The following is a 25,972-nucleotide window of genomic DNA, read 5'->3' as shown; positions in this document are numbered from 1 at the left end:
TGTGGCTTCCTTGTCGGTGATCAGGCGTCCAGGCCCAGCTCGTTCAGTACGCGGTCGCGGGCCTCCGGATCGGCCAGCACGCTTTCGATGGCCTTGCGAAAGGCCGGCGCGTTGCCCAGCGGGCCCTTCAGGGCGACCAGCGCCTCGCGCAGGGCCATCAGCTTCTTCAGCTCCGGCACCTGCTCGACCAGGCTGGCCGGGTTGAAGTCCTTCATGGAGTCGATGCGCAGCTGCACGGCCAGATCGTCCTCCGCGCCTTCCTGCAGGCGGTTGGGCACGCTGAAGGTCAGGCTCAGCTCCTGCTTGGCCAGCACATCGTCGAAGCTCTGCTTGTCGATGCCGATCGGCTTGCGCTCCTCAAGCTTGCGGTCGTCCGCGCGCTGGGTGAAATCGCCCAGCACCAGCAGCTTGAGGGGCAGCTCCTGCTCCTCCTGGGCGCCGCCGGTGGCGGGCTTGAAGGTGACGTTGATGCGTTCCTTGGGGGCTACCGCGCCTTCCTTGGCCATGCGTTTCTCCTTGTTTTCAATTCAGTGCCGCGTCGAGGTCGAGGCGGCATAACCGGCGATACAGCTCTTCCTTGCGTTCGCGCAGGCCCTGCTGCTCGTAGCAGCCATGCAGCTGGCGGGTGATCGCCAGGGCCAGCTCGGGCTCCCAGTGCTCCAGGCCATGGGTGCGCAGATCCTGATCCAGGGCTTCGAGCAGTGCCCTGGCCAGTTCGTGGCGGCCGGCCTGACGGCACAGGCGCGCCTGGGCCAGTTCCCAGTAGGCCTGCTCGCGCAGGCCGCGTGCCGTCTGCTGACCAGTCCGCAGCCACTGCACGGCAGCCCTGAGTCCCTGGTCGTGCAGCAGGGTCTGCGCCTGCCGAAGGCCGGCTTCCCAGGGCGCATCAGTGGCGGTGACGGGCGGCTCGCTGGCTGCGGGCGCGCTCGACAGCACATGCGCGCCCATCCAGGCCAGGGCCGCGGGGCCGGCGAACGGCGTGCCGTCGTGGAAGCGCAGCGCCTCCAGGCCCGGCAGGCGGCGCAGGAGGGCTGCGAGTTCGCTTTCCAGCGCCTGCATGGCCGCCTTGGCGTTGAGTGACTGCAAGCACTGCCAGGCGAGGTACTGGCCATCCAGCCAGAAGGGTGCACGTGCCAGGCTGGTTTCCAGCTGGATCAGCAGCTCGGCATGGCGGCCCTGGTTGATAAGGTCCTGGAAGTGATTCAGCCGCTCCCCTGGCAGACCGCGTAGCGTGGTGACCTTGTCTTGGTTGCAGGGTGGCAGGGCCTCGATGGGCAGCCAGAGCAGACAGCGGGACAAGCGTAGGGCGCGTGAGTCGGTCGGGTTGCGGCTCAGCCACCAGTCGCACAGCACGCGGGCCTGTTCCTGCAGGGTGCGCAGGGTTTTCTGGGCGTCCTTGTCGTTCTGCGGTGCCCTGCCGGGGCTGGCTGTGGGGGCGGCTGGCGTGACAGGTGTGGGCGCCGGGCTGGCGGGTGGGGCCTGCCGGCGCAGTTCCTGAAGCTGACGACGCAGCGGCAGCAGCGTGGGCGCCTGATCGCCCAGCCGTTCGGCCAGGCAATCGTCGAGCTGCCGCAGCAGGCCGTCCAGTTGCTCCGGCAGGGCGGGATCGACGGCCGCGTGCGGCTCGCCAAGGGCCTGTTCCAGGCGTGGCAGCAGCCAGCCCAGGGCCGCCAGACGGGTGCGCGGCTTGCCGGGAAACAAGCCATCCCATTGCTGGCTGCAGAGTTCCAGCACCAGGCCAAGGCCCGCGTTCAGGCCGTAAAGCGCGTGTAGCCGGTACAGCGCCCAGGTCAGCCAGGCGGCCACGCGCAAATCCTTGGAGTGTTCGCGCAGCAGCGTCTCGCAGCCGCTGCGCACCTGCTCCCAGTCGACTTCACCAGCGGCGTACAGGGCGCTGCTCTTGCCCAGTTCGCGTTCCAGCCGCTCATATTCCGGGGAATAACGGATATCCGTCCCGAAGGGATTTTCAGCCATGATGGGTATGCGAGCGAGATGCAAATAAGCATCCGCGCCAATGGGCAGGGGAGTCATTCCTTGACTTGCCTTTAATTGTCCAAAACAAACTTGGCTTAGTTGTGCAATTTCTTGCGCATAACAGGCGGGTGCCATGGAGCCCGCGAAGTTGGCGGGCATCCTAGGAAGAGATGTCGCACCGGGCAAGTTTGACGGAGAGAACCCGGTATCGTTTTGATCAATTGATTGGCCAGTGCACCTTCTATGGATAAGAGGGGTCTTGAAGTTGTTGTCTCTAATAAAAAATAAAGCCCGATAATTATCGGGCTTTATTAGAGTAATTATTCAAGTTAGTCGAGCGGACTTTCCCATAGACTCAAGCCGAGCGTATGTGCGCCTTGGGGGGGCAGCTCGATGCGATCCTCCAGCACGTTGGCCGTCTCGATGCACAGCATGCCGGTCCAGGCATCCTCGGCGAACTGCGATAAATATCGGCTTTTTCCTATCCACGGGTTCCACACCACCGCCGAGTGTGATCCGCTGCTCAGCAGGTGAATGCGACGCTGCCACCGGGGATCGCGAATGCTGAGCTGCGAGGGGACCCCCAGGTAGATGCGGTCGGTCTCCCCGTTGAAGGTCACTGGGCCCTGCTGCAGACGTGCCTGCCAGTCTTCCAGGGTTTCGATGTAGCGGCAGCCATGCAGGCCTTCCACCTGAACCTGGTGGATATCGCTGACCGCGAAGTAGCTGTGCAGGGCCTGGCTGACGAACAGGGGATGAGTGCCGTGATTGCGGCTGGTGAGCTGCAGGTGCAGGCGCTGATCGAGGCGGATCATCAGGCGCAGTTCCACGGCGTGCGGCCAGTCAGGCAGTGGCTGCTCGCGGCTGTCGAAGACGAACTCGATGCTGACCGTGTCGTCGTCCTGGCGGATGTCCTCCAGTCGCCAGTCGAGGGTGCGCACCAGACCGTGGGCTGGCGCGGAGCGGCCGCGATATTGCGCCTGGATCTCTTCGGGGTTGCGCTCCAGCGCGCCGAACCAGGGCCAGCACACCGGCACGCCGCCGCGCAGGCCCTGGCCGCGCCGGTATTCCGCCTGCTCGCTGAGCCAGATCAGCGGCGGCGCGTCATCGCGTTGGTAACTGAGCAGCTGCGCACCCTGCTCGGCGATCAGCAACTGTGCGCCCCGGTGGCGGATTCGCCAGCAGGCCAGCTCGCCAATCTGCTGATGTTCGATCTGTGCGGCCATGGCAAATCCTCTGGGGGCGGGGGTGGAACAGGATGGTTCCACAAAGCAAAACGCCCGTCGAGGACGGGCGTTTTGTGTGGCAGGCGCCTTTTTACGGGCCGTACACGGTTTCCGGCAGCCAGGTGATCAGCTGCGGCCAGATATAGCCGATCACCAGCATCGCCAGCTGGATGAAGATGAAGGGGATCACGCCCCTGTACATGGTCATGGTGGTCACCGAGGCGGGCGTCACGCTGCGCAGGTAGAACAGCGAGAAGCCGAACGGCGGGGTGAGGAACGAGGTCTGCAGGTTGATGGCGATCATCACGCCCAACCAGACCGGGTCCAGCCCCATGGCCAGCAGGATCGGGCCGACAATCGGCACCACCACGAAGCAGATCTCGATGTAATCGAGGATGAAGCCGAGGATGAAGATCACCAGCATCACCAGGAAGAAGGCGCCCATCACGCCGCCCGGCAGGTTATGGAGGACCTCCTCGATCACCGCCTCGCCGCCGAAGCCGCGGAACACCAGGGAGAACAGCGAGGCGCCGATGAGGATCAGGAACACCATCGCGGAGATCGAGGTGGTGCTGAAGGTGACGTCCTTGAGCTGCTGCAGGTTCAGCTTGCGCTTGCTCAGCGCCAGCAGGGTGGCGCCCACAGCGCCCACGGCGGCAGCCTCGGTGGGCGTGGCGAAGCCCATCAGGATGGAACCCAGCACCAGGCCGATCAGCAGCAGCGGCGGCAGCAAGGCGCCGAGCAGCTTGCCCCAGTTCACCGTGCCCAGCTCTTCCTGGGGCATGGGCGGCAGCTTGGCCGGCTTGATGATCGCCATGACGACCAGGTACAGGACGTACAGGCCGATCAGCACCAGGCCAGGGACCAGCGCGCCCATGAACAGGTCGCCCACCGACACGGTCTTCGGCGAGAAGATGCCCATCTTCAGCTGCGCCTGCTGATAGGCGCTGGACATCACGTCGCCCAACAGTACCAGCACGATGGAGGGCGGCACGATCTGGCCGAGGGTGCCGGTGGCCGCCAGGGTTCCGGTGGAGATCGCCGGATCGTAGCCACGGCGCAGCATGGTCGGCAGGGCCAGCAGGCCGAGGGTGACCACGGTGGCGCCGACGATGCCGGTGGAGGCCGCCAGCAGCGCGCCAACCAGGCAAACGGAGATCGCCAGACCGCCCGGCTTGGCGCCGAACAGGCGGGTCATGGACTCCAGCAGGTCATCGGCGATGCGCGACTTCTCCAGCATCACGCCCATGAACACGAACAGCGGCACGGCCAGCATGGTCTGGTTGTTCATGATGCCGAAGATGCGGTTTGGCAGCGCCGACAGGTAGCTGCCATCGAACGCGCCGATCATTACGCCGATACCGGCGAACAGCAGCGAGACGCCGCCCAGCACGAAGGCGACCGGGAAGCCGGTCATCAGGAAAACACAGATGCCCAGGAACAGCAGAAGGGCCATCGTCTCAGCCATGCTGCACCTCGGCTTGGTCTTCGAAGGGGAGGCGGCCGGCCAGACGGTAGGCGCCCTTGATCAGGTTGGAGATCGCCTGCAGCAGCAGGCTGATGACCAGCACCAGGATGATGCTCTTCTGCAGGTAAACGAACGGCAGGCCACCGGCTTCCGGCGAGCCCTCGAGGCTTGCCCAGGCGGCGCCGACGTAGCTCCAGCTCAGCCAGAGCAGGAAACCGCAGGTGGGCAGCAGCAGCACCAGGGTGCCGAACATATTGACCACTTCCTTGGTGCGCGTCGAAAAGCGCTGGTAGAGGATGTCTACCCGCACATGCGCGCCCTGTTGCAGCGCCCAGGCGGCGGCACCCATGAAGACCAGGGCATGGCCATACATCACCGCTTCCTGCAGGCCAGTGGCGCCGATGCCGAAGCCGTAACGCAGAATCACGACAACGGCGGTACCAACCACCAGGAAAACCGGTAACCAGGCACAGATGCGACCCAGCCAGGCGTTTATCGAATCGATAAGGCACGCGAAGGCCACGAGCGGGGGTGTTTTTGCGGACATGGTGAGTCCTTTATAGGAATGAAAAGCAGGCGGGGCGCGATTCTAGGCCTCGTGGTCGGCCAGGGGCAACGGCGGCGCGACTTTGGTCGCAGTGACGAAGCTGGAAACAAGGCGGCAGCCTATGCTAGTCGGGTCATAAAGCGCCTCGACGACTCGCCCCTCGCGATAGACATAACAACAACAAGGAGTTACTCCATGAAACGTCGTGACATTCTTGCCGCCGCCGGTGTTGGTCTGGCGGCCACCGCCCTGGCCGGATGCAAGCAGGAAACCGCGCCCGCCAGCACCGGCGAAACCACCCAACAGCAGCGTTTCAACTGGAAGATGGTCACCTCCTGGCCGAAGAACTTCCCCGGTGTGGGGGTGGGGGCGGAGCGCTTCGCCCAACTGGTCAACGAGATGAGCAATGGCCGGCTGACCATCAAGGTCTACGCCGCCGGCGAGCTGGTGCCGGCCATGGAAGTGTTCGACGCGGTCTCCCGCGGCACCGCCGAAATGGGCCACGGCGCGCCCTATTACTGGAAGGGCAAGGTCCCGGCCGCCCAGTTCTTCTGCGCCCTGCCGTTCGGTCCGAATGCCCAGGAAATGAACGCCTGGCTGCACCGTGGCGGCGGCATGCAGCTGTGGGAAGAAGTCTACAAGCCGTTCGGCATCCTGCCGCTGGCCTGTGGCGCCACCGGGGTGCAGACCGCCGGCTGGTTCAACAAGGAAATCAACAGCGTCGACGACTTCAAGGGCCTGAAGATGCGTACCCCCGGCCTGGGCGGCGAAGTGCTGACGCGCATGGGCGGCACCGTGGTCAACCTGCCGGCCGGCGAGATCTTCACCGCCCTGCAGACCGGCGCCATCGACGCCACCGAGTGGATCGGCCCGTACAACGACCTGGCCCTGGGCCTGCACAAGGCGGCCAAGTACTACTACACCCCCGGTTGGCAGGAGCCCAACGTCACCTTCGAGCTGGACATCAACCTCAAGGCCTGGGAAACCCTGCCGGCCGATCTGCAGGCCATCGTCCGCGCAGCCGCCCGCGATGTGAACGGCGACATGCTGGATGACTACAACGCCAAGAACATGGAAGCGCTGGAGCAACTGCGCGAGCAGGGTGTGGAAGTGCGCGAGCTGCCCGAAGCGGTGCTGGCGCGCCTGAAGGAAGTTGCTGCCCAGGCGGTGGAAGATTCCGCCGCTGCCGACCCCGCCGCGGCGAAGGTCTGGGCGCAGCAGAAGGCTTACATGGAACGCCTGTACGCCTACGCCGAGCTGAACGAGAAGAAGGTCTACAACATGCGTGGCTGACGCCGGCGCCGGTAACGAAACGCCAGCCCTCGGGCTGGCGTTTTGGTATGTGCCGCACAGAAACCTGTAGGAGCGACTTCAGTCGCGAGTTTCTGGGTGGACCCGCACGAAAGGCGTCAGCGGCTCGCCGGAATCGCCCGTGTACGGCGGCTGTCATCGATGGCCACGAACACGAACACCGCCTCGGTCACCTTGCGCCACTCCTCGGACTGCGGATCGTCGCTCCACACCTCGACGAGTATGCGTACCGAGCTGCGGCCGATGTGCTGCGTCTGCGTATAGAAGGACAATTGCGCGCCGACCACCACGGGGGTCATGAACGCCATGCGGTCGATGGACACCGTGGCTACGCGCCCGCCGGCCAGGCGGCTGGCCATTGCCGTGCCGGCCAGGTCCATCTGTGCGACCAGCCAGCCGCCGTAGATGTCACCGAAGCCGTTGGTGTCGCGGGGCAGGGCGGTGATCTGCATGGCCAGGTCGCCCTGGGGGGTGGGGTCGAATTCTTCGTTCGTCATGGCGGGCTCAGGCGCGGGATGGGCGTGCCGCGCAGTATACCGGCCGGAGTAGCGCGGCGAAGCGGCATGCGTCATGGTCATCCAACTGTCACATGCGCTTCATAGACTTGTCATGGGGCCTGCCAATACTGGCCACCGTTGCACATCACACCCTCAGTCCAGGAGCAAGGAATGAAAGTGAAGCGTTTGATGGCGGCCATGGGCCTGGCCGCAGTGAGCGTCGCCTCGACCGGCGCACTGGCGGCTGTCGATCCGGCACTGCCGAGCTATACCAAGACCTCCGGCGTGTCCGGCAACCTGTCCAGCGTCGGTTCCGACTCGCTGGCCAACCTGATGACCCTCTGGGCGGAAGAGTTCAAGCGCAACTACCCGAACGTCAACATACAGATCCAGGCCGCCGGTTCCTCCACCGCACCGCCGGCGCTGACCGAGGGCACCGCCAACATCGGCCCGATGAGCCGCCCGATGAAGGACAGCGAAAAGCAGGCCTTCGAGCAGAAGTACGGCTACAAGCCGGTCGAGATCCCGGTCGCCATCGACGCCCTGGCCGTATTCGTCCACAAGGACAACCCGATCAAGAGCCTGGACATCGCCCAGGTCGACGCCATCTTCTCCAGTACCCGCCTGTGCGGTGGTGAGCAGGACATCAAGACCTGGGGCCAGCTGGGCCTGACCGGCGAGTGGGCCAACAAGCCGATCCAGCTGTTCGGTCGCAACTCGGTGTCCGGCACCTACGGCTACTTCAAGGAAGTGGCGTTGTGCAAGGGTGACTTCAAGCCGAACGTCAACGAGCAGCCGGGCTCCGCCTCGGTGGTGCAGTCGATCTCCAGCACCCTGAACGCCATCGGCTACTCGGGCATCGGCTACCGCACCTCCAGCGTGCGCGCCGTGCCGCTGTCCAAGAAGGGCGGCGAGGCCTTCGAGGCTTCCGAAGCCAACGCCCTGGCCGGCAAGTTCCCCCTGGCGCGCTTCTTCTACGTCTACGTGAACAAGGACCCGAACAAGCCGCTGCAACCGCTGGAAGCCGAGTTCCTCAAGCTTGTGCTCTCCAAGCAGGGCCAGGACGTGGTCGTCAAGGACGGCTACATCCCGCTGCCCAAGAAGGTGGCCGACAAGGCGCTGAAGGACCTGGGTCTGTGACCTGACCGTCCCCGCCCGACTCCAGCAACGACCCGCGCCCCGGCGCGGGTCGTTGCGTTTGCGGCAGCGACGGCCGTCACCCGGTTGTCATGTTTCTGTCACACGACGGTTTTAAAGTGCGCTCGGGCCCCTCCGAGACGGCCCCGGATGTTTTCTTCATGAACGATATGGCTGAACACGACATGAGCGCTTCCTCACGGGCGCCGGGGCTGGATTTCGATACGCCGGCCCTCAGGCGCAAGCGGCGTCTGCGCGCCTTCAAGGATCGCCTGGCCCGCTGGTACGTCTCCATCGGTGGCCTGGCGGTGCTGGGCGCCATCACCCTGATCTTCTTCTACCTGGGCCATGTGGTGCTGCCCATCTTCCAGGGCGCCGAGCTGGGCGCCACGCAGGAACAGCGCCCGGGCTGGCTGGCCGAGCGTCAGCCGCCCCTGCTGCTGGCCATCGAGGAACAGAACCAGGTCGCCATGCGTCTGGACGCCAGTGGCCAGGTGCAATTCGTGGATGTGCACGCGGGTACGCTGCTCAGCGAAACGCGCCTGGCGCTGCCGGAAGGCCGGCGCATCGTCGCGCTGGGTGAAGACACCCCCGGCAGCCGCCGCTTCGTGGTCGGCCTTGACGATGGCAGCGCCCTGGTCGCGCAGCACGAATACCGGCTCAGCTACCCCGGCGGGGTGAAGACCATCAGCCCGGAGCTGATCTACCCGTTCGGCACCGAGCCCATTGCACTGGACACCCAGGGCCGCGCCCTGGAAAAGCTGGCCATCAGCGTCAACGGCGCCAGCCTGCAGCTGGCGGCGGTCGCCGGTGGCGAGCTGAGCACCCTGCGCCTGGAGCGCGAAGAGAACCTGTTCACCGGCGAGGTGAGCCTCAGCGAGCAGCGCTACAACCTGCCGGCGCTGGGCGAACCGATCGTGGCCCTGCAGCTGGAACCCCGCCAGCAGTGGTTGTATGCCTTCGGCGAGCGCGCCGAGGTGCAGGTCTTCGACCTGCGTCGCCAGGTGCTCAACGGCCGCTACAAGCTGGCCGGCGGCAACGCCCGCATCACCGCCGTGAGCCCGTTGCTTGGCGGCATCTCGCTGATGGTCGGTGACTCCAGCGGCGGCATCGGCCAATGGTTCATGGTGCGCGATGCCGATGGCCGCCACGAGCTGAAGAATGTGCGCAACTTCCGCCTGGGCGATGCGCCGATCCGCCAGATCCTCCCGGAAGAGCGCCGCAAGGGCTTCCTGGCCCTGGACGATGCCGGTCGTCTGGGCATCTTCCACAGCACCGCGCACCGCACCCTGCTGGTCGAAGCGGTGAGCGACGGTGCGGCCGTGGGCGCGCTGTCACCGCGCGCCGACCGCCTGCTGGTCGAACGTGACGGTCTGCTGCGCAGCGTGGCAGTCGACAACCCGCACCCGGAAATCTCCTGGAGCGCGCTGTGGGGTAAGGTCTGGTACGAAAGCTACGACGAGCCGAAGCACGTCTGGCAGTCCACCTCGGCCAACACCGACTTCGAGCCCAAGCTGAGCCTGGCGCCGCTGGCCTTCGGCACCCTCAAGGCGGCCTTCTACGCCATGCTGCTGGCCGCGCCGCTGGCCATCTGCGCCGCCATCTACACCGCCTACTTCATGGCCCCGACCCTGCGCCGCAAGGTCAAGCCGGTGATCGAGCTGATGGAGGCGCTGCCCACGGTGATCCTCGGCTTCTTCGCCGGCCTGTTCCTGGCGCCCTATGTGGAAGGCCACCTGCCGGGCATCTTCAGTCTGCTGCTGCTGATGCCGGTGGGCATCATCGGCGCGGCCTGGCTGTGGAACCGGCTGCCGGAAAGCATCCGCCTGCGCGTGCCGGACGGCTGGGAAGCGGCGCTGCTGGTGCCGGTGGTGATCGGCGTCGGCGCCTTCTCGCTGGGCATCAGCGGCCACCTGGAGAACTGGTTCTTCGGCGGCGACATGCGCCTGTGGCTCTCCAACGAGCTGGGCATTCCCTTCGATCAGCGCAACGCGCTGGTGGTCGGCCTGGCCATGGGCTTCGCGGTAATCCCCAACATCTACTCGATCGCCGAGGACGCCGTGTTCAGCGTGCCCAAGAGCCTCACCTACGGCTCGCTGGCCCTGGGCGCCACGCCCTGGCAGACGCTGACCCGCGTGGTGATCCTCACCGCCAGCCCGGGCATCTTCTCGGCGCTGATGATCGGCATGGGCCGCGCGGTGGGCGAGACCATGATCGTGCTGATGGCCACCGGCAACACGCCGATCATGGAAATGAACATCTTCGAGGGCCTGCGCACCCTGGCCGCCAACGTGGCGGTGGAAATGCCCGAGTCCGAGGTGGGCAGTACCCACTACCGCGTGCTGTTCCTCGCCGCCATGGTGCTGCTGCTGTTCACCTTCGTGATGAACACCCTGGCCGAACTGATCCGCCAGCGCCTGCGCGGCAAGTATGCGTCGCTGTAAGGGGGCGCCATGAAAGGTTCCGATACCGTGAAACAGCAAAACCTGAAAACCTGGTTCAAGAGCGGCACCCCCTGGGTGTGGCTGAACGCCGGTGCGGTGTCCATCGCCGTCATCATGACCCTCGGCCTGCTGGCGGTGATCGCCAGCCGCGGCCTGGCGCACTTCTGGCCGGCCGATGTGATCGTCGCCGACTACCAGGTGCCCGGCCAGGCGCCGCGCCTGCTTGCCGGCGAAGTGGTGGAAATGGAAGAGGTGCCGCGCGCCCGCCTGGCGGCCAGCGGCCTGCCGGTGAACGCCGAGGGCGGCGAGTTCATGACCCGCGAACTGCTCAAGGTGGGCAACCGCGAGGTCTACGGCGCCGACTTCAGTTGGGTGGTCGGTGAATGGCTGAGCAACATCCGCACGCCCGCCGAGCTGGTGGCCATCGAGCGCCGCGAATGGGGCAACTTCTACGGCTTCCTGGTCAACGTGAAGGAAGAGGGACGTCTGGTCGCCGAAGGCGACGCCGCCTGGCCTGAGCTGCAGCGCCGCCTGCAGCGGGTCGATGCGCTGCACGGCGAAATCAAGGATGTCGAGAAGCACCAGATCGGCCGCATCAACCATGGTCTGGAACGCCTGCGCCTGAAGACCCGCAAGCTGGAACTGGAAGGTCGCCTGGACGCCGCCGCACAGGCCGATCTGGCCGCCGAGAAGGCTCAGTGGGATGCCGAGTACCAGGTGCTGGAAGCGCGCCTGGGCGAGCTCTACCAGGCGTTCAACCGTGACAGCATCCGCGTGCGCACCGCCGATGGCCAGGAACTGGACATCAGCCTCGGCAAGGTGGTGCGCGCCTACCAGCCCAACGGCATGAGCCAGCTGGAGAAGATCGGCCACTACTTCGCCAAGCTCTGGGAGTTCGTCAGCGACGAACCGCGCGAGGCGAACACCGAAGGCGGCATCTTCCCGGCCATCTTCGGCACCGTGCTGATGACCCTGATCATGGCGGTGATCGTCACCCCGTTCGGCGTGCTGGCGGCGGTGTACCTGCGCGAATACGCCAGGCAGGGCGTGCTGACCCGGGTGATCCGCATCGCGGTGAACAACCTGGCCGGCGTGCCCTCGATCGTCTACGGCGTGTTCGGCCTGGGCTTCTTCGTCTACGTGCTGGGCGGCTCGCTGGACCGGCTGTTCTTCCCGGAATCCGCCCCGGCGCCGACCTTCGGCACCCCGGGCCTGCTGTGGGCCTCGCTGACCCTGGCGATCCTCACCCTGCCGGTGGTCATCGTGGCCACCGAGGAAGGCCTGGCGCGCATTCCGCGCGCGGTGCGCGAAGGTTCGCTGGCCCTGGGCGCTACCAAGGCCGAAACGCTGTGGAAGATCGTCCTGCCCATGGCCAGCCCGGCGATGATGACCGGCCTGATCCTCGCCGTGGCGCGCGCCGCTGGCGAAGTGGCGCCGCTGATGCTGGTCGGCGTGGTCAAGCTGGCGCCGTCGCTGCCGCTGGATGGCAACTACCCGTACCTGCACCTGGACCAGAAGATCATGCACCTGGGCTTCCACATCTACGACGTCGGCTTCCAGAGCCCGAACGTGGAAGCGGCGCGGCCGCTGGTCTACGCCACCGCGCTGCTGCTGGTGGTGGTGATTGCCACCCTGAACATGAGCGCGGTCTACATCCGCAACCACCTGCGCGAGAAGTACAAGGCGCTGGAACACTAATTCCGGAGGGCAGGCCGACGTCGGCCTGCCGCCGAGCAGTTTCGAACGGAGTGAGCCTATGCAATCCGAATCCCATACCCACGGCATCGATCTCGCCGCCCTGGGCCGCAACAAGCAGAGCCTGTCGCTGGCCGACGAGACCGTGGCCCTGGAAGTGCCCGGTCTGAACCTGTTCTACGGCCAGAAGCAGGCGCTGCACAACGTCAGCATGAACATCCCCAAGCAGCGCGTGACCGCCTTCATCGGCCCGTCCGGCTGCGGCAAGTCGACCCTGCTGCGCTGCTTCAACCGCATGAACGACCTGGTGGACGGTTGCCGCGTGGACGGCGAGATCCGTCTCGACGGCCAGAACATCTACCGCAAGGGCGAGGACGTGGCCGAGCTGCGCCGCCGCGTCGGCATGGTGTTCCAGAAGCCCAACCCGTTCCCCAAGAGCATCTACGAGAACGTGGTCTACGGCCTGCGCATCCAGGGCATCAACAAGAAGCGCACGCTGGACGAAGCCGTGGAATGGGCGCTCAAGGGCGCCGCGCTGTGGGACGAGGTCAAGGACCGCCTGCATGAGTCCGCGCTGGGTCTGTCCGGCGGTCAGCAGCAGCGTCTGGTGATCGCCCGCACCATCGCCGTGTCGCCGGAAGTGCTGCTGCTCGACGAACCCTGCTCGGCGCTGGACCCGATCTCCACCCTCAAGGTGGAGGAGCTGATCTACGAGCTGAAATCCCGGTACACCATCGTCATCGTCACCCACAACATGCAGCAGGCGGCGCGGGTTTCCGACTACACCGCGTTCATGTACATGGGCAAGCTGATCGAGTACGGCGACACCGATACCCTGTTCACCAACCCGGCGCAGAAGCAGACCGAGGACTACATCACCGGCCGCTACGGCTAGCCGGCCATGGCAAATCGCGCTGCGCGTTGTCGGCGGCGCTTGCCGTACTCGTTTGTACTGTCTGCGCGCCGCCTCCTAGCGCAACACGATTTGCCAAGGGCCGGCCTGTCCGGCGAGAGAAAACAGTTCGCAAGGGTTAGAACATGATCAACAAAGACAGCCACACCCAGCACATTTCCCAGCAGTTCAACGCCGAGCTGGAGGAAGTGCGCAGCCACCTGCTGGCCATGGGCGGCCTGGTGGAGAAGCAGGTCAACGATGCGGTCATCGCGCTGATCGAGGCCGATTCCGGCTTGGCCCAGCAGGTGCGCGACGTGGACGACCAGACCAACCAGATGGAGCGCGACATCGACGAGGCGTGCCTGCGCATCCTCGCCCGTCGCCAGCCGGCGGCCTCGGACCTGCGTCTGGTGATCAGCATCTCCAAGTCGGTGATCGACCTGGAGCGCATCGGCGACGAGGCCTCGAAGATCGCCCGCCGCGCCATCGAGCTCTGCGAGGAAGGCTCCGCGCCGCGCGGCTATGTCGAGGTGCGCCACATCGGCGATCAGGTACGGCGCATGGTGCGCGACGCGCTGGACGCCTTTGCGCGCTTCGACGCCGAGTTGGCCCTGTCGGTGGCGCAGTACGACAAGACCGTGGACCGTGAGTACAAGACCGCGCTGCGCGAGCTGGCCACCTACATGATGGAAGACCCGCGCTCCATTTCCCGGGTGCTCAGCATCATCTGGGCGCTGCGCTCGCTGGAACGCATCGGCGACCACGCGCGCAACATCGCCGAGCTGGTGATCTATCTGGTGCGCGGCACCGATGTGCGCCACATGGGTCTCAAGCGCATGCAGCAAGAGGTGCAGGGCAAGGCCGACTGAGCCACCGGCGACTCTCGGTCTAGACTCCTGCCGTCGACAGGGGGAGGACCATGGACACCGTGCTGAGCTTGCAGATACTGCTGGGCCTGCTGGCGCTCTCGTTGCTGGCGCTGACCGGCGCGCTCGCTGCGCTGCTCTGGCAGCGCTGGCGCGCCGACACCTGGCCTCGCTGGGCCGGGCGGGCCCGGCGGTTGCGCCTGGCGCCACCGGCTTTGCTGTTCCTCGTGCTGGCGGCGCCCGTGGTGGCCTGGTGGCTGCTGCACCTGCAGGCGGTGCCGCTCGGCGAAACCTGGGTGCTGGCCGGCGCCTGTTTGTATCTGCTGGCCGGCATCGCCTGGCTGCTGTTGGCGACACGGTTGTGGGCGCTGGGCAATGGCGCCGCGCAGGCGGCGCACGCTCTGCCGGTCGCCTTCGGTTCGGCTGTGGCGGCGCTGGTGCTGCAGGTGGTGATCTTGGGACTGATGGCGGTACGGCCGTAGGCAGAAGCCCTGTTCCAGGCTGACTTCCGTCGCAAGCACGGCGACAAGGGCGACGCTGACCGCCCCACAGGCTTGGTCTCAGCGCAGCGAGATCACCGGCCAGCCGCGGGCCTCGGCCTCGGCGCGTAGCACGGCGTCCGGGTCCACCGCCACCGGGTTGCTCACCCGGAGCAGCAGCGGCAGGTCGTTGCGCGAGTCGCTGTAGAACCAGCTGCCCTGCAGATCCAGCCCGTTCTCCGCCAGCCACCGCTCCAGGCGCACCACCTTGCCTTCCTGGAAGCAGGGAACGTCGACGCTGCGGCCGATGTAGCGGCCATCCTCCATGCCGCACTCGGTGGCCAGCAGGGTCTCCACGCCCAGCCGGGCGGCAATTGGCCCGGTAATGAAACGGTTGGTGGCGGTGATGATCACCACCCGGTCGCCCGCTTCCTGGTGGCGACGCAGCAGCGCCTCACCCTTGGCCAGGACGATCGGCTCGATGAACTCGGCCATGAACTCGCGATGCCAGGATGCGAGCTGGGCCATCTCGCTGCGGCCGAGGAGTTCCTGGCAGAAGTCCTGATAGGCTTGCACGTCGAGGCAGCCATCCAGGTAATCCTGATAGAAGGCATCGTTCCGGGCACGGTAGCTGTCGACTTCCACCAGGCCGCGCCGGCAGAGAAACTCGCCCCAGGCATGGTCGCTGTCGCCGGCCAGCAGCGTGTTGTCCAGATCGAAAAGAGCCAGGGCCACGAATCACCTCGGTACGGGAGCAAAAAGGCTGCAGAGCATAGCGGGTCCGCTCGCCACACTGAAGGGATGCACGGCCACCCCGCAACCCGTGCGCCGAGCGGCGTCGAACGCGGCGCCAACGAAACGGTGACAGAGCCAAGGCTTTGCTTTCAGGGCTCTTCGGTTTTATGGAACAATGCCGCCACTTGATTGGCGAGGTGATCCCAGGTGATCGACTCCGATGGTTTCCGCCCGAATGTCGGCATCATTCTGACCAATGATGTCGGTCAGGTGCTATGGGCGCGCCGCATCAACCAGGACGCCTGGCAGTTTCCCCAGGGTGGCATCAATCACCAGGAAACCCCGGAACAGGCGCTGTACCGGGAACTCAACGAAGAGGTCGGCCTGGAGCCTGAGGATATCCGCATCCTGGCCTGCACCCGGGGTTGGCTGCGCTACCGGCTGCCGCAACGCCTGGTGCGCACCCACAGCCAGCCGCTGTGCATCGGCCAGAAGCAGAAGTGGTTCCTGCTGCGCCTGCTCAGTGACGAAACGCGGGTACGCATGGATCTGACAGGCAAGCCGGAGTTCGACGGCTGGCGCTGGGTCAGTTACTGGTACCCACTGGGACAGGTGGTCACCTTCAAGCGCGAGGTCTACCGTCGCGCCTTGAAAGAGCTGGCCCCGCGCCTGCCCGCGCGGGACTGACACGGAGAGCCCACCAGCATGCTGAATACGCTGCGCAAGATCGTCCAGGAAGTGAATGCCGCCAAAGACCTCAAGGCGGCCTTGGGCATCATCGTGCAGCGTGTGAAGGAGGCCATGGGCAGCCAGGTCTGCTCGGTCTACCTGCTCGATCCCGAGACCAACCGCTACGTGCTGATGGCCACCGAAGGCCTCAACAAGCGCGCCATCGGCAAGGTCAGCATGTCGCCCAACGAGGGCCTGGTCGGTCTGGTGGGCAGCCGCGAGGAGCCGCTGAACCTCGAGCATGCCTCCGAACACCCGCGCTACCGCTACTTCGCCGAAACCGGCGAGGAGCGCTACGCCTCCTTCCTCGGCGCGCCGATCATCCACCACCGACGGGTGATGGGCGTGCTGGTGGTGCAGCAGAAGGAACGCCGTCAGTTCGATGAGGGCGAGGAAGCGTTTCTGGTGACCATGAGCGCACAACTGGCCGGGGTGATCGCCCATGCCGAGGCCACCGGCTCGATTCGCGGCCTGGGCCGCCAGGGCAAGGGCATCCAGGAAGCACGCTTCGTCGGCATTGCCGGCGCGCCTGGCGCGGCCATCGGCACTGCGGTGGTGGTGCTGCCGCCGGCGGACCTGGACGTGGTGCCGGACCGTCCGGCCGAGGACGTCGAGGCCGAACTCAAGCGCTACCAGACCGCCCTGGCCGCGGTGCGTGAGGAATTGCAGACCCTTTCGGCGAAGCTGGCCAACCAACTGCGCCCCGACGAGCGGGCACTGTTCGATGTCTACCTGATGATGCTCGACGACGCCGCGCTCAGTAAGGACGTGGTGCAGCTGATCAAGGGTGGTCAGTGGGCACAGGGCGCGCTGAGTCAGGTCATTCGCGCGCACGTCGATCGCTTCGAGCAGATGGGCGACCCCTACCTGAGCGAGCGCGCCTCGGACGTGCGTGATCTGGGGCGCCGGCTGCTGGCCCACCTGCAGCAGGAGCGTCAGCAGACCCTCGTCTATCACGACAACACCATCCTCGTCAGCGAGGAGCTGACCCCGGCGATGCTCGGCGAAGTGCCGGAGGGCAAGCTGGTCGGCCTGGTGTCCGTGCAGGGCTCGGGCAACTCCCATGTGGCGATTCTGGCGCGTGCCATGGGCATTCCCACCGTGGTCGGCGCAGTCGACCTGCCGTATGCCAAGGTCGACGGCATCGAGATGATCGTCGACGGCTACCACGGCGAAGTGTTCACCAACCCCGGCGCGGTGCTGCGCAAGCAGTACGGCGAAGTGGTGGAGGAGGAGCGCCAGCTGACCCAGGGCCTGGAGTCGCTGCGCAGCCTGCCCTGCGTGACCCTGGACGGCCAGCGCATGCCGCTGTGGGTCAACACCGGCCTGTTCGCCGACGTGGCGCGCGCCCAGCAGCGCGGCGCCGAGGGCGTCGGCCTGTACCGCACCGAAGTGCCGTTCATGAGCAACGAGCGCTTCCCCAGCGAGAAGGAGCAGGCGGCCATCTACCGCGAGCAGCTGGCTGCCTTCCACCCGCAGCCGGTGACCATGCGCACCCTGGACATCGGCGGCGACAAGTCGCTGTCCTATTTCCCGATCAAGGAACAAAACCCCTTCCTCGGCTGGCGCGGCATCCGCGTCACCCTCGACCATCCGGAAATCTTCCTGGTGCAGGTGCGCGCCATGCTCAAGGCCAGCGAGGGCCTGGAGAACCTGCGCATTCTCCTGCCGATGATTTCCGGCGTGCTGGAACTGGAGGAATCGCTGCACCTGATCCATCGCGCCTGGAGCGAGGTGCGCGACGAGGGCGTCAACGTGCCCATGCCGCCGCTGGGCGTGATGATCGAGATTCCGGCGGCGGTGTACCAGATCCGCGAGCTGGCCAGCCAGGTCGATTTCATCTCGGTCGGTTCCAACGACCTGACCCAGTATCTGCTGGCGGTGGACCGCAACAACCCGCGTGTGGCCGACCTCTACGACTTCCTGCACCCGGCGGTGCTGCAGGCGCTGCGCCAGGTGGTCGACGGCACCCATGCGGAGGGCAAGTCGGTGAGCATCTGCGGCGAAATGGCCGGCAACCCGCTGGCGGCGGTGCTGCTGCTGGCCATGGGCTTCGATAGCCTGTCGATGAACGCCACCAACCTGCCCAAGGTGAAGTGGTTGCTGCGCCAGATCACCGCCAGCAAGGCCCGCGAGCTGCTGGACGAGGTGATGCGCATCGACAACCCGCACGTCATCAACAGCACCCTCAATCTGGCGTTGCGCAACCTGGGCCTGGGCCGGGTGATCAATCCCGCCGCTGCCGTACAAGCCTGAGCGAGCCCCTAGGGGGCCGGCTTCATACCGGCGCCTGTCCCAGCCTTCGCCAAGCCCTTCTAGATCCCCTCGTCATGCTGAAAATCCTCGGTGGCGCGCGCCACCATGCGTCGCCAGTCGCCCGAGGCCGCGCCGAGCTGGCGTACGGCCTCCAGCAGAGTGAGGAAGGCGGCGTGCTGCAGCTGGGCGTCGCCCTGCGCGGCGGCCTGGTCGGCCTGTTGGCGGGCCTGTTGCAGCAAGCGCTCGAAGTGCTCGGAATCGAAGGGCATGGCAGTTACTCCGCGACGGGCTTCTGCGACCAGTAAAGCGAAGGAATGCTCCCGTTGGTCGTAAAGCCGATGGACTGCCTGAATTTGACTGCGGAGGCGGTCGCCTTTGCCTTCGGTCAGGGTGTCGAACGACGTGTCCGACCCTTGGTCGGAGCCGGCAAAGCCGCGTGGTAGCGCGCTTACGGCAAGACTAAGGTAGTAGACGTCGCGAAAACCGACTTCTGTACGATGTAGCTGCCTGCCCCCCAATAACAACAATGTGAGGAACATTAAATGGCAGATCACAAGTCAAACGCCGAAGCCTATTGGTCGGCTAACCTCCGCCTCATCCTGGGAAGCCTGGTTATCTGGGCCCTGTGTTCTTACGGATTCGGCATCATCCTGCGTCCCATGCTGTCGGGCATCATGATCGGTGGTGCCGATCTTGGCTTCTTCTTCGCTCAGCAAGGCTCGATCTACGTCTTTATTGCGTTGATCTTCTTCTATCGCTGGAAGATGAACAAACTCGATAAAGAATTCGGTCTCGAGGAGTAAGCCGGAATGAGCCAATTTGCAATCAACATGCTGTTCGTGGGGGCGTCGTTCGTCCTCTACATTGGTATTGCGCTCTGGGCGCGTGCGGGCTCCACCAAGGAGTTCTACGTCGCCGGCGGCGGTGTCGGGCCGATCCCCAACGGCATGGCCACCGCGGCGGACTGGATGTCCGCAGCCTCCTTCATCTCCATGGCCGGTCTGATCTCCGTCGGCTACGTCAACTCCTCGTTCCTGATGGGCTGGACCGGCGGCTACGTGCTGCTGGCCATGCTGCTGGCGCCTTACCTGCGCAAGTTCGGCAAGTTCACCGTGCCGGACTTCGTGGGTGACCGCTTCTACAGCAAGGGTGCTCGCCTCGTAGCGGTCGTCGCCCTGCTGCTGACCTCCATCACCTACGTGATCGGTCAGATGAGCGGCGCCGGCGTGGCCTTCGCCCGCTTCCTGGAAGTGAGCAGCGATGCCGGCATCTGGATCGCCTCGGCGGTGGTGTTCGTCTACGCCGTGATCGGCGGCATGAAGGGCATCACCTACACCCAGGTGGCCCAGTACGTGGTGCTGATCCTGGCCTACACCATCCCGGCCATCTTCATCTCCCTGCAGCTGACCGGCAATCCGATCCCGCAGATCGGCATGTTCGGTGACCATGTCGATTCCGGTATGCCGCTGCTGCAGAAGCTGAATGAAGTGGTGCGTGACCTGGGCTTCCAGGACTACACCGCCGACGTGTCCAACAAGCTGAACATGGTGCTGTTCACCCTGTCGCTGATGATCGGTACCGCCGGTCTGCCCCACGTGATCATCCGCTTCTTCACCGTACCGAAGGTTGCTGACGCCCGTTCCTCCGCTGGTTGGGCGCTGGTGTTCATCGCCCTGCTGTACACCACCGCTCCGGCCGTGGCCTCCATGGCTCGCCTGAACCTGCTCACCACCGTGTACCCGCAGGGTGTTGAACAACCGGCTCTGGAGTACTCCGAGCGTCCGCAATGGGTGAAGAACTGGGAAGAAACCGGTCTGATCAAATTCGAGGACAAGAACAACGACGGCCGCATCCAGTACTACAACCCGACCGCTGACTTCAGCGACCGTGGCTGGGCTGGCAACGAGCTGACCGTGAACTCCGACATCCTCGTACTGGCCAACCCGGAAATCGCCAACCTGCCGGGTTGGGTGATTGGCCTGATCGCAGCGGGCGCCATTGCTGCCGCACTGTCCACCGCAGCCGGTCTGCTGCTGGCCATCTCCTCGGCGGTCAGTCATGACCTGATCAAGACGATCATCAATCCGAACATCAGCGAGAAGAACGAAATGCTCGCCGCGCGGATCTCGATGGCCGTGGCGATCCTGGTGGCGACCTACCTGGGCCTCAACCCGCCCGGCTTCGCCGCGCAGGTGGTGGCGCTGGCCTTCGGTATCGCCGCGTCCTCGATCTTCCCGATGCTGATGATGGGTATCTTCTCCCGTCGCATTAACAGCGTTGGCGCGATCTCGGGCATGGTTGCCGGTCTGGCCTTCACCGTGATCTACATCTTCATCTTCCTGGGCTGGTTCTTCATCCCGGGTACCAACAGCCTGCCGAACACTCCGGACAACTGGCTGTTCGGTATCTCCCCGCTGTCCATCGGTAGCGTGGGTGCGGTCATCAACTTCGCCGTGGCCTTCGCCGTGGCGTACATGACCGCTCCGCCGCCGAAGGAAGTTCAGGACCTGGTGGAAAGCGTTCGCTTCCCGAAGGGTGCTGGCGCTGCTGTTGCTCACTGATTGACACGGCGTGACGAACCGGGACATGTTCCCGGTTCGGTTTGATCCAGGCGGGCTTCCCTTCAACAAGGAAGCCCGCCTTCATTTCGGGGATTCCTATGATTTGGCATTTGGTTGCATTGGGAGTGGCTGGCCTTGGCGCGGGTGGCATCGCCTACCTGTTGCGCAGGCTGAGCCGTAACAGACTGCCCGCCTGGTTTGTACCGGCCCTGGCCGGTTTTGGGATGCTGGCCTACCAGATCAACTACGAATACGACTGGGCCGCGCACAAGGAGAGCCAGTTGCCCGCAGGCTCAGTGGTGGTCGCGCAGGAGGAAGAACAGCAGATCCTGCGCCCCTGGACCTACCTGGTGCCACTGACCGTCGGGCTGACCGTGGTCGACACCACCAACATCCAGCAGCTCGAGCAGGACGGACAGCGCATTCGGCAGTTCATCCTCTACCGCTTCGAGAAGGAATATGTGGACCGTCTGGACCACCAGTCCCACCTGCTCAACTGCGATACCGCCGAACTGGTGCCGATCACCGGCCAGGGCGCGGGCGCGCTGCGGCAGCTGGAGCGCGACGACGCGCTGTACCGCGCCGTTTGTCAGTAATACCCTGCGCGCCGCTCACAGGCGCAGCAGGTAATCCGCACCGCCCAGCTGGCGCATCTGCTGGCGAATCCAGAAGGCCCGCCGGTCGATGTAGGCGCTGGGTCGGCCGGCGCTCCAGCGCCGCGGGTTGGGCAGGGTGGCCGCCAGCAGGCTGGCCTGGCGATCGCTGAGCCGGGCGGCCGACACCCGGAAATGGTGCCGGGCAGCCGCCTCGGCACCGAACACACCGTTCCCCCATTCCACGCTGTTCAGGTACACCTCGAGGATGCGCTGCTTGGGCCAGAGCGTTTCCACCAGCAGGGTGAACCACACCTCCAGGCCCTTGCGCACCCAGCTGCGCCCCGACCACAGGAACAGGTTCTTGGCCACCTGCTGGCTGAGGGTGCTGGCGCCACGCAGGCTGCCGCCGCGCCGGTTGTGTTGCAGGGCGTCGCGAATCGCCGGCAGGTCGAAACCCCAGTGCTCGGCGAAGCGCTGGTCCTCGGCGGCGATCACCGCCATCTTCAGGTTGTTCGGCAGGCGCTCCCAGGGTTGCCACTGGCGTTGCAGGTCCAGCGTGTCGCCCGCGCGCCAGGCCTCGATCTTGCGTTCCACCATCAGTGCCGTGCCCGGCGGCGGCACCCAGCGAAACACCAGCACCAGCGCCACGCTCAGCCCCAGCAGGCCGAGCGCCAGCAGGAACAGGCGCCGCAGCCAGCGCCGCACTGCGCCAGCGCGCCCGAGACGCGGGAAATTGGAGGGTCGGCGAGGCATCATAGGCGCCTTTGATTCTCTGACTGGCAAGGAGTTTGGCTCATGGGTCGCGTCTACCTGTTCCTGGCGGCGTTCTTCGGCTTCACCGGCGTGGCGCTGGGCGCCTTTGCCGCTCATGGTCTGCGCGGGCGTCTGACCGCCGCCCACCTGGAGGTGTTCCAGACCGGTGTGCATTACCAGCAGATCCACGCCCTGGCGTTGCTGGCCGTGGTGTTGCTGGCCGCGCGCGGCACCAGCCGTCTGCTGGCCGCCACCGGCCTGTGCTTCAGTCTGGGTATTGTGCTCTTTTCCGGCAGCCTGTACCTGATGACCCTGGCCGGGCTGAAACTGGGCCTGGTCACCCCGCTGGGCGGCGTGCTGTTCCTGATCGGCTGGGCTTGCCTGGGTCTGCTCGCCTGGCGACGCACTGCCTGATGGCGGCTTGGTCGCTGCCGGGGATCGGGCTAGAATGCCCGGCCCTTGCCCGCTGACAGCACACGACCATGCGCATCCATCTCAATGGTGAAGCCCGCGATACGCGCGACGGCCTGAGCATCGCCGACCTGCTGGCCGAGCTCGGCCTGACCGAGCGCCGCGTGGCCGTCGAACTCAATCTCGACATCGTCCCGCGCAGCCTGCACGCCGACACCCGCCTGCGGGAGGGCGACCGCCTGGAAATCGTCCACGCCATTGGCGGCGGCTAGCGATCGCGTCGCCAGGCCGCTCGTCCCATCACCGTCCGCGCACGACGCGGGCGTCTGTCCCCCTGGAGGAACCCGCGATGACCCTCGCCGCGCATGACCAACCCTTCACCCTTGCCGGGCGCACCTACCAGTCGCGCCTGCTGGTGGGCACCGGCAAGTACAAGGATCTGGAAGAAACCCGCCAGGCCATCGAGGCCTCCGGCGCGGAGATAGTCACCGTCGCGGTGCGCCGCACCAACATCGGCCAGAACCCCGGCGAACCCAACCTGCTGGATGTGATCAGCCCCGAGCGCTACACCATCCTGCCCAACACTGCCGGCTGCTACACCGCCGAGGAAGCAGTACGCACCTGCCGCCTGGCCCGCGAGCTGCTAGATGGCCACAACCTGGTGAAGCTGGAAGTGCTGGCCGACCAGAAGACCCTGTTCCCCAACGTGGTTGAAACCCTGGCCGCCGCCGAAACGCTGGTCAAGGAAGGCTTCGATGTGATGGTCTACACCAGCGACGACCCCATCGTCGCCCGTCGGCTGGCCGAGATCGGCTGCATCGCGGTGATGCCGCTGGCCGGCCTGATCGGCAGTGGCCTGGGTATCTGCAACCCGTACAACCTGCGCATCATCCTGGAGGAGTCGCCGGTTCCCGTGCTGGTGGACGCCGGTGTCGGCACCGCCTCGGACGCCACCATCGCCATGGAACTCGGTTGCGCCGCCGTGCTGCTCAACAGCGCCATCGCCCACGCCCAGCACCCGGTGCTGATGGCCCAGGCCATGAAGCACGCCGTGGAAGCCGGCCGTCTCGCCTACCTGGCCGGGCGTATGCCGAAGAAACTCTACGCCAGCGCCTCCTCACCCCTGGAAGGCCTGGTTCGCTGATCCGTCCCGCCCGGGGATGAGCCCCGGGCCCGCTTTTTTTCTCTGCCGGAAACACCATGACTGACACCGCCGATCTCCCGCCCGAGCACCGCCGCACCATCAAGAGCTTCGTGATGCGCGCCGGACGCATGACCACCGGCCAGCAGCGCGGCCTGGAACTGGGCTGGCCGAAATTCGGCCTGGAACTCGAGGGCGGCCTGCTCGATCTCAACCAGTTGTTCGGCCGCCAGGCGCCGCGTACCTTCGAGATCGGTTTCGGCATGGGCCAGGCCACGCTGGAGATGGCCGCCGCCGCCCCCGAGCAGGACTTCATCGGCGTCGAGGTGCACAGGCCCGGCGTCGGCGCGCTGCTCAACGGCCTGCTGCTGCAGAACCTCACCAACGTGCGCGTGTACAGCTGCGACGCGCTGGAAGTGCTGCGCACCTGCATTCCCGACGCCAGCCTGGACCGCGTGCTGCTGTTCTTCCCCGATCCCTGGCACAAGGCGCGACACAACAAGCGGCGCATCGTGCAGCCGGCCTTCGCCGAACTGGTTCGCCAGAAGCTCAAGGTCGGCGGTGTGCTGCATATGGCGACTGATTGGCAACCCTATGCGGAACACATGCTCGATATCTTGAGCGCCGCCCCCGGATATGCCAACCTCGCCGGCGACGCTGGCTATGTGCCACGCCCGGAGGAGCGCCCGGTGACCAAGTTCGAACGGCGCGGCGAACGCCTCGGCCATGGCGTCTGGGACCTGAAGTTCCAGCGAACCGCCTGAGACGGCCTCCAGCAGGACGGAAAACAACAACAACGCCGGAAGCACCGGCGCGCTGATTTTTCCTCACAGACAAACAATGGACGACGGCACGCCTGGCCGTCCCGCAGGACGGCACGCCATGTGCCAGGGAGCGAACTGTGTTGAAACCTATTGCCATGCTGTTACTGGCCGGCTGCGTGCTGCAGGCGCAAGCCGCCGTGTCGCCGGCCCAGGCCGAGCGTCTGGGTCGGGAGTTGACACCGCTGGGTGCCGAACGCGCCGGCAACCCCGAAGGCACCATTCCGGCCTGGACTGGCGGCATCACCCAGCCGCCGGCGGGCTACCAGCCGGGCAGCCACCATCCGGATCCCTACGCGGGCGACCAGCCGCTGCTGATCATCGACAAGCACACCCTCAACAACCACCGCGACCGGTTGCCGGAAGGGATGCAGCGTTTGCTGACCCTCTACCCGGACTACGCCGTGCGCGTCTACCCGACCCGCCGGAGCGCCGCGCTGCCGGAGCGCCTGTACTCCGCCACCCGCCAGAACGCCACCCAGGCGCAGCTGATCTCCGGCGGTAACGGCATCCAGGGCGCCGCCGCCGGCGTGCCCTTCCCGCTGCCGCAGAATGGCCTTGAGGCCATCTGGAACCACATCACCCGCTACCGGGGCGAGCAGCTGCGCATGCTGACCAACCAGGCGGCGGTGTTGAGCAACGGCAGCTACAACCTGCTCAAGCTCGACCGGGAAATCTACTTCGTCTACAACCGCGAAGGCATGACCCCCGGCGAGCTGGACAACACCCTGTTCCACTACAAGTACAAGATCACCGCGCCGGCCAAGCTGGCCGGCTCGGCGCTGGTGGTGCAGGAAACCCTCGACCAGGTGCTGGCGCTCCGCAAGGCCTGGCGCTTCAACCGCGGCGAGCGCCGCGTGCGCCGCCTGCCGTCGCTGGCCTACGACTCGCTGCAGCCGGACACCAACGGCATGGCCACCGCCGACATGGTGGACGCCTACAACGGCGCGCCGGACCGCTACGAGTGGAAGCTGCTGGGCAAGCGCGAGATGATCGTGCCGTACAACAGCTACAAGGTGCACCAGCAGCGCATTCCCTACGATGAGATCCTCGGCGCCAAGACGGTCAACTCCGCGCTGCTGCGCTATGAGCTGCACCGTGTCTGGGTGGTCGAGGCCGACCTGCGTATCGGCTTCAAGCACCCCTATGCCAAGCGGCGCTTCTACATCGACGAGGACAGCTGGCAGATCCTGGCGGTGGACCTGTACGACGAGTCCGGCGAGCTGATCGGCCTGCAGGAAGCCCATCCGATCAACTATTACGAAGTCCCGGTGTTCCTGAGCACACTGGAGACCGTGTACGACTTCAAGGGTGGCCGCTACTTCGTCGACGGGCTGGACAACAACGAGCCGCCCTACGATTTCGGCGTGCGCCTGACGCCGCGCGACTTCTCGGCTCAGGCCCTGCGCCTGGGTAACTGACCCCCGGCG

26 protein-coding genes are annotated in these 25,972 nt (G+C 65.7%); 17 read left to right on the top strand and 9 right to left on the bottom strand.

The genetic code is table 11. From position 1 onward, the window contains the following. Positions 1–20: 20 nt before the first annotated feature. The 5 genes from tssB to SF06_RS10875 all read right to left on the bottom strand — a co-directional run bounded on the left by tssB (position 21) and on the right by SF06_RS10875 (position 5,215). Positions 21–506, bottom strand: coding sequence for a type VI secretion system contractile sheath small subunit (tssB, locus tag SF06_RS10895; RefSeq protein ID WP_039561363.1), 486 nt, complete (start codon positions 504–506; stop codon positions 21–23). 16 nt (positions 507–522) lie between these two features. Then, complete coding sequence (tssA, locus tag SF06_RS10890; RefSeq protein WP_039561362.1) at positions 523–2,031, bottom strand: type VI secretion system protein TssA; 1,509 nt, start codon at positions 2,029–2,031, stop codon at positions 523–525. 272 nt (positions 2,032–2,303) lie between these two features. After that, entirely contained in the window at positions 2,304–3,200 is an 897-nt protein-coding gene (locus SF06_RS10885; protein ID WP_027590230.1) for a D-hexose-6-phosphate mutarotase, read from the bottom strand. Between the two features lie 91 nt (positions 3,201–3,291). After that, the gene (locus SF06_RS10880) at positions 3,292–4,668 is read right to left on the bottom strand and encodes a TRAP transporter large permease (protein WP_039561359.1); all 1,377 of its coding nucleotides are present in this window, start codon (positions 4,666–4,668) and stop codon (positions 3,292–3,294) included. Further along, positions 4,661–5,215 carry a TRAP transporter small permease subunit gene (locus SF06_RS10875; protein ID WP_039561356.1) on the bottom strand — a complete coding sequence of 185 codons (555 nt, stop codon included), beginning with the start codon at positions 5,213–5,215 and terminating at the stop codon, positions 4,661–4,663. The genes SF06_RS10880 and SF06_RS10875 overlap by 8 nt, the downstream gene beginning before the upstream one ends. A gap of 195 nt (positions 5,216–5,410) precedes the next feature. Here SF06_RS10875 and SF06_RS10870 point away from each other — a divergent pair, with 195 nt between their 5' ends. Beyond that, positions 5,411–6,508: a TRAP transporter substrate-binding protein gene (locus SF06_RS10870; protein WP_027590227.1), complete on the top strand. Its 1,098-nt coding sequence runs from the start codon at positions 5,411–5,413 to the stop codon at positions 6,506–6,508. A gap of 116 nt (positions 6,509–6,624) precedes the next feature. Here the strand turns inward: SF06_RS10870 and SF06_RS10865 are convergent, their stop codons facing one another. Next, the gene (locus SF06_RS10865) at positions 6,625–7,023 is read right to left on the bottom strand and encodes an acyl-CoA thioesterase (protein WP_027590226.1); all 399 of its coding nucleotides are present in this window, start codon (positions 7,021–7,023) and stop codon (positions 6,625–6,627) included. A 171-nt stretch (positions 7,024–7,194) separates the two neighbouring features. Between SF06_RS10865 and SF06_RS10860 the strand changes: the two genes are divergently transcribed. From SF06_RS10860 to SF06_RS10835, 6 genes are all read left to right on the top strand, one after another. Then, a complete protein-coding gene (locus SF06_RS10860) occupies positions 7,195–8,163 on the top strand; it encodes a phosphate ABC transporter substrate-binding protein PstS (protein ID WP_039561355.1) in 969 nt (322 codons plus the stop codon). Between the two features lie 158 nt (positions 8,164–8,321). After that, positions 8,322–10,604: an ABC transporter permease subunit gene (locus tag SF06_RS10855; protein ID WP_039561353.1), complete on the top strand. Its 2,283-nt coding sequence runs from the start codon at positions 8,322–8,324 to the stop codon at positions 10,602–10,604. Between the two features lie 9 nt (positions 10,605–10,613). Continuing rightward, on the top strand, positions 10,614–12,302 hold the full coding sequence (gene pstA, locus SF06_RS10850) for a phosphate ABC transporter permease PstA (RefSeq protein ID WP_169745304.1): 1,689 nt from the start codon (positions 10,614–10,616) through the stop codon (positions 12,300–12,302). Between the two features lie 58 nt (positions 12,303–12,360). Continuing rightward, a complete protein-coding gene (gene pstB / locus SF06_RS10845; RefSeq protein ID WP_027590222.1) occupies positions 12,361–13,194 on the top strand; it encodes a phosphate ABC transporter ATP-binding protein PstB in 834 nt (277 codons plus the stop codon). A 143-nt stretch (positions 13,195–13,337) separates the two neighbouring features. Beyond that, positions 13,338–14,063 (top strand): phosphate signaling complex protein PhoU, encoded by a 726-nt coding sequence (gene phoU, locus SF06_RS10840; protein WP_027590221.1) that lies wholly within the window; start codon positions 13,338–13,340, stop codon positions 14,061–14,063. Positions 14,064–14,113: 50 nt separating this feature from the next. Next, positions 14,114–14,542: a DUF2269 family protein gene (locus SF06_RS10835; RefSeq protein ID WP_052199786.1), complete on the top strand. Its 429-nt coding sequence runs from the start codon at positions 14,114–14,116 to the stop codon at positions 14,540–14,542. A gap of 78 nt (positions 14,543–14,620) precedes the next feature. Here the strand turns inward: SF06_RS10835 and SF06_RS10830 are convergent, their stop codons facing one another. Further along, entirely contained in the window at positions 14,621–15,274 is a 654-nt protein-coding gene (locus tag SF06_RS10830; protein ID WP_027590220.1) for a histidinol-phosphatase, read from the bottom strand. Between the two features lie 207 nt (positions 15,275–15,481). Between SF06_RS10830 and SF06_RS10825 the strand changes: the two genes are divergently transcribed. After that, positions 15,482–15,961 (top strand): RNA pyrophosphohydrolase, encoded by a 480-nt coding sequence (locus SF06_RS10825; protein WP_039561349.1) that lies wholly within the window; start codon positions 15,482–15,484, stop codon positions 15,959–15,961. An 18-nt stretch (positions 15,962–15,979) separates the two neighbouring features. After that, a complete protein-coding gene (ptsP, locus tag SF06_RS10820) occupies positions 15,980–18,259 on the top strand; it encodes a phosphoenolpyruvate--protein phosphotransferase (protein ID WP_027590218.1) in 2,280 nt (759 codons plus the stop codon). Positions 18,260–18,318: 59 nt separating this feature from the next. Here ptsP and SF06_RS10815 read toward each other — a convergent pair whose 3' ends face one another. Further along, the gene (locus tag SF06_RS10815; RefSeq protein ID WP_027590217.1) at positions 18,319–18,528 is read right to left on the bottom strand and encodes a hypothetical protein; all 210 of its coding nucleotides are present in this window, start codon (positions 18,526–18,528) and stop codon (positions 18,319–18,321) included. Positions 18,529–18,801: 273 nt separating this feature from the next. Between SF06_RS10815 and SF06_RS10810 the strand changes: the two genes are divergently transcribed. From SF06_RS10810 to SF06_RS10800, 3 genes are all read left to right on the top strand, one after another. After that, complete coding sequence (locus SF06_RS10810; protein WP_027590216.1) at positions 18,802–19,062, top strand: DUF4212 domain-containing protein; 261 nt, start codon at positions 18,802–18,804, stop codon at positions 19,060–19,062. 6 nt (positions 19,063–19,068) lie between these two features. Then, a complete protein-coding gene (locus tag SF06_RS10805) occupies positions 19,069–20,820 on the top strand; it encodes a sodium:solute symporter family protein (RefSeq protein WP_039561346.1) in 1,752 nt (583 codons plus the stop codon). Positions 20,821–21,044: 224 nt separating this feature from the next. Continuing rightward, the gene (locus SF06_RS10800; protein ID WP_211253774.1) at positions 21,045–21,416 is read left to right on the top strand and encodes a hypothetical protein; all 372 of its coding nucleotides are present in this window, start codon (positions 21,045–21,047) and stop codon (positions 21,414–21,416) included. Between the two features lie 15 nt (positions 21,417–21,431). Here the strand turns inward: SF06_RS10800 and mtgA are convergent, their stop codons facing one another. Beyond that, positions 21,432–22,169 carry a monofunctional biosynthetic peptidoglycan transglycosylase gene (mtgA, locus tag SF06_RS10795; protein WP_051587395.1) on the bottom strand — a complete coding sequence of 246 codons (738 nt, stop codon included), beginning with the start codon at positions 22,167–22,169 and terminating at the stop codon, positions 21,432–21,434. Positions 22,170–22,211: 42 nt separating this feature from the next. On the opposite strand from mtgA, the gene SF06_RS10790 reads away from it, so the two are divergent. The 5 genes from SF06_RS10790 (at position 22,212) to SF06_RS10770 (ending at position 25,963) form a co-directional block, all read left to right on the top strand. Beyond that, complete coding sequence (locus tag SF06_RS10790; RefSeq protein ID WP_027590212.1) at positions 22,212–22,583, top strand: DUF423 domain-containing protein; 372 nt, start codon at positions 22,212–22,214, stop codon at positions 22,581–22,583. A gap of 68 nt (positions 22,584–22,651) precedes the next feature. Next, positions 22,652–22,852, top strand: a complete 201-nt coding sequence (gene thiS, locus SF06_RS10785) for a sulfur carrier protein ThiS (RefSeq protein ID WP_027590211.1) — start codon at positions 22,652–22,654, stop codon at positions 22,850–22,852. A 77-nt stretch (positions 22,853–22,929) separates the two neighbouring features. After that, a complete protein-coding gene (locus SF06_RS10780) occupies positions 22,930–23,724 on the top strand; it encodes a thiazole synthase (RefSeq protein WP_039561344.1) in 795 nt (264 codons plus the stop codon). A 56-nt stretch (positions 23,725–23,780) separates the two neighbouring features. After that, complete coding sequence (gene trmB / locus SF06_RS10775) at positions 23,781–24,485, top strand: tRNA (guanosine(46)-N7)-methyltransferase TrmB (RefSeq protein ID WP_039561342.1); 705 nt, start codon at positions 23,781–23,783, stop codon at positions 24,483–24,485. Positions 24,486–24,622: 137 nt separating this feature from the next. Next, a complete protein-coding gene (locus tag SF06_RS10770; protein WP_039561340.1) occupies positions 24,623–25,963 on the top strand; it encodes a DUF1329 domain-containing protein in 1,341 nt (446 codons plus the stop codon). Positions 25,964–25,972: the final 9 nt, after the last annotated feature.

Source organism: Pseudomonas flexibilis (assembly GCF_000802425.1).
Lineage (GTDB): Bacteria > Pseudomonadota > Gammaproteobacteria > Pseudomonadales > Pseudomonadaceae > Serpens > Serpens flexibilis.
Note: the sequence above shows the minus strand (reverse complement) of the source record. Positions and strands in the feature narration are given on the sequence as shown.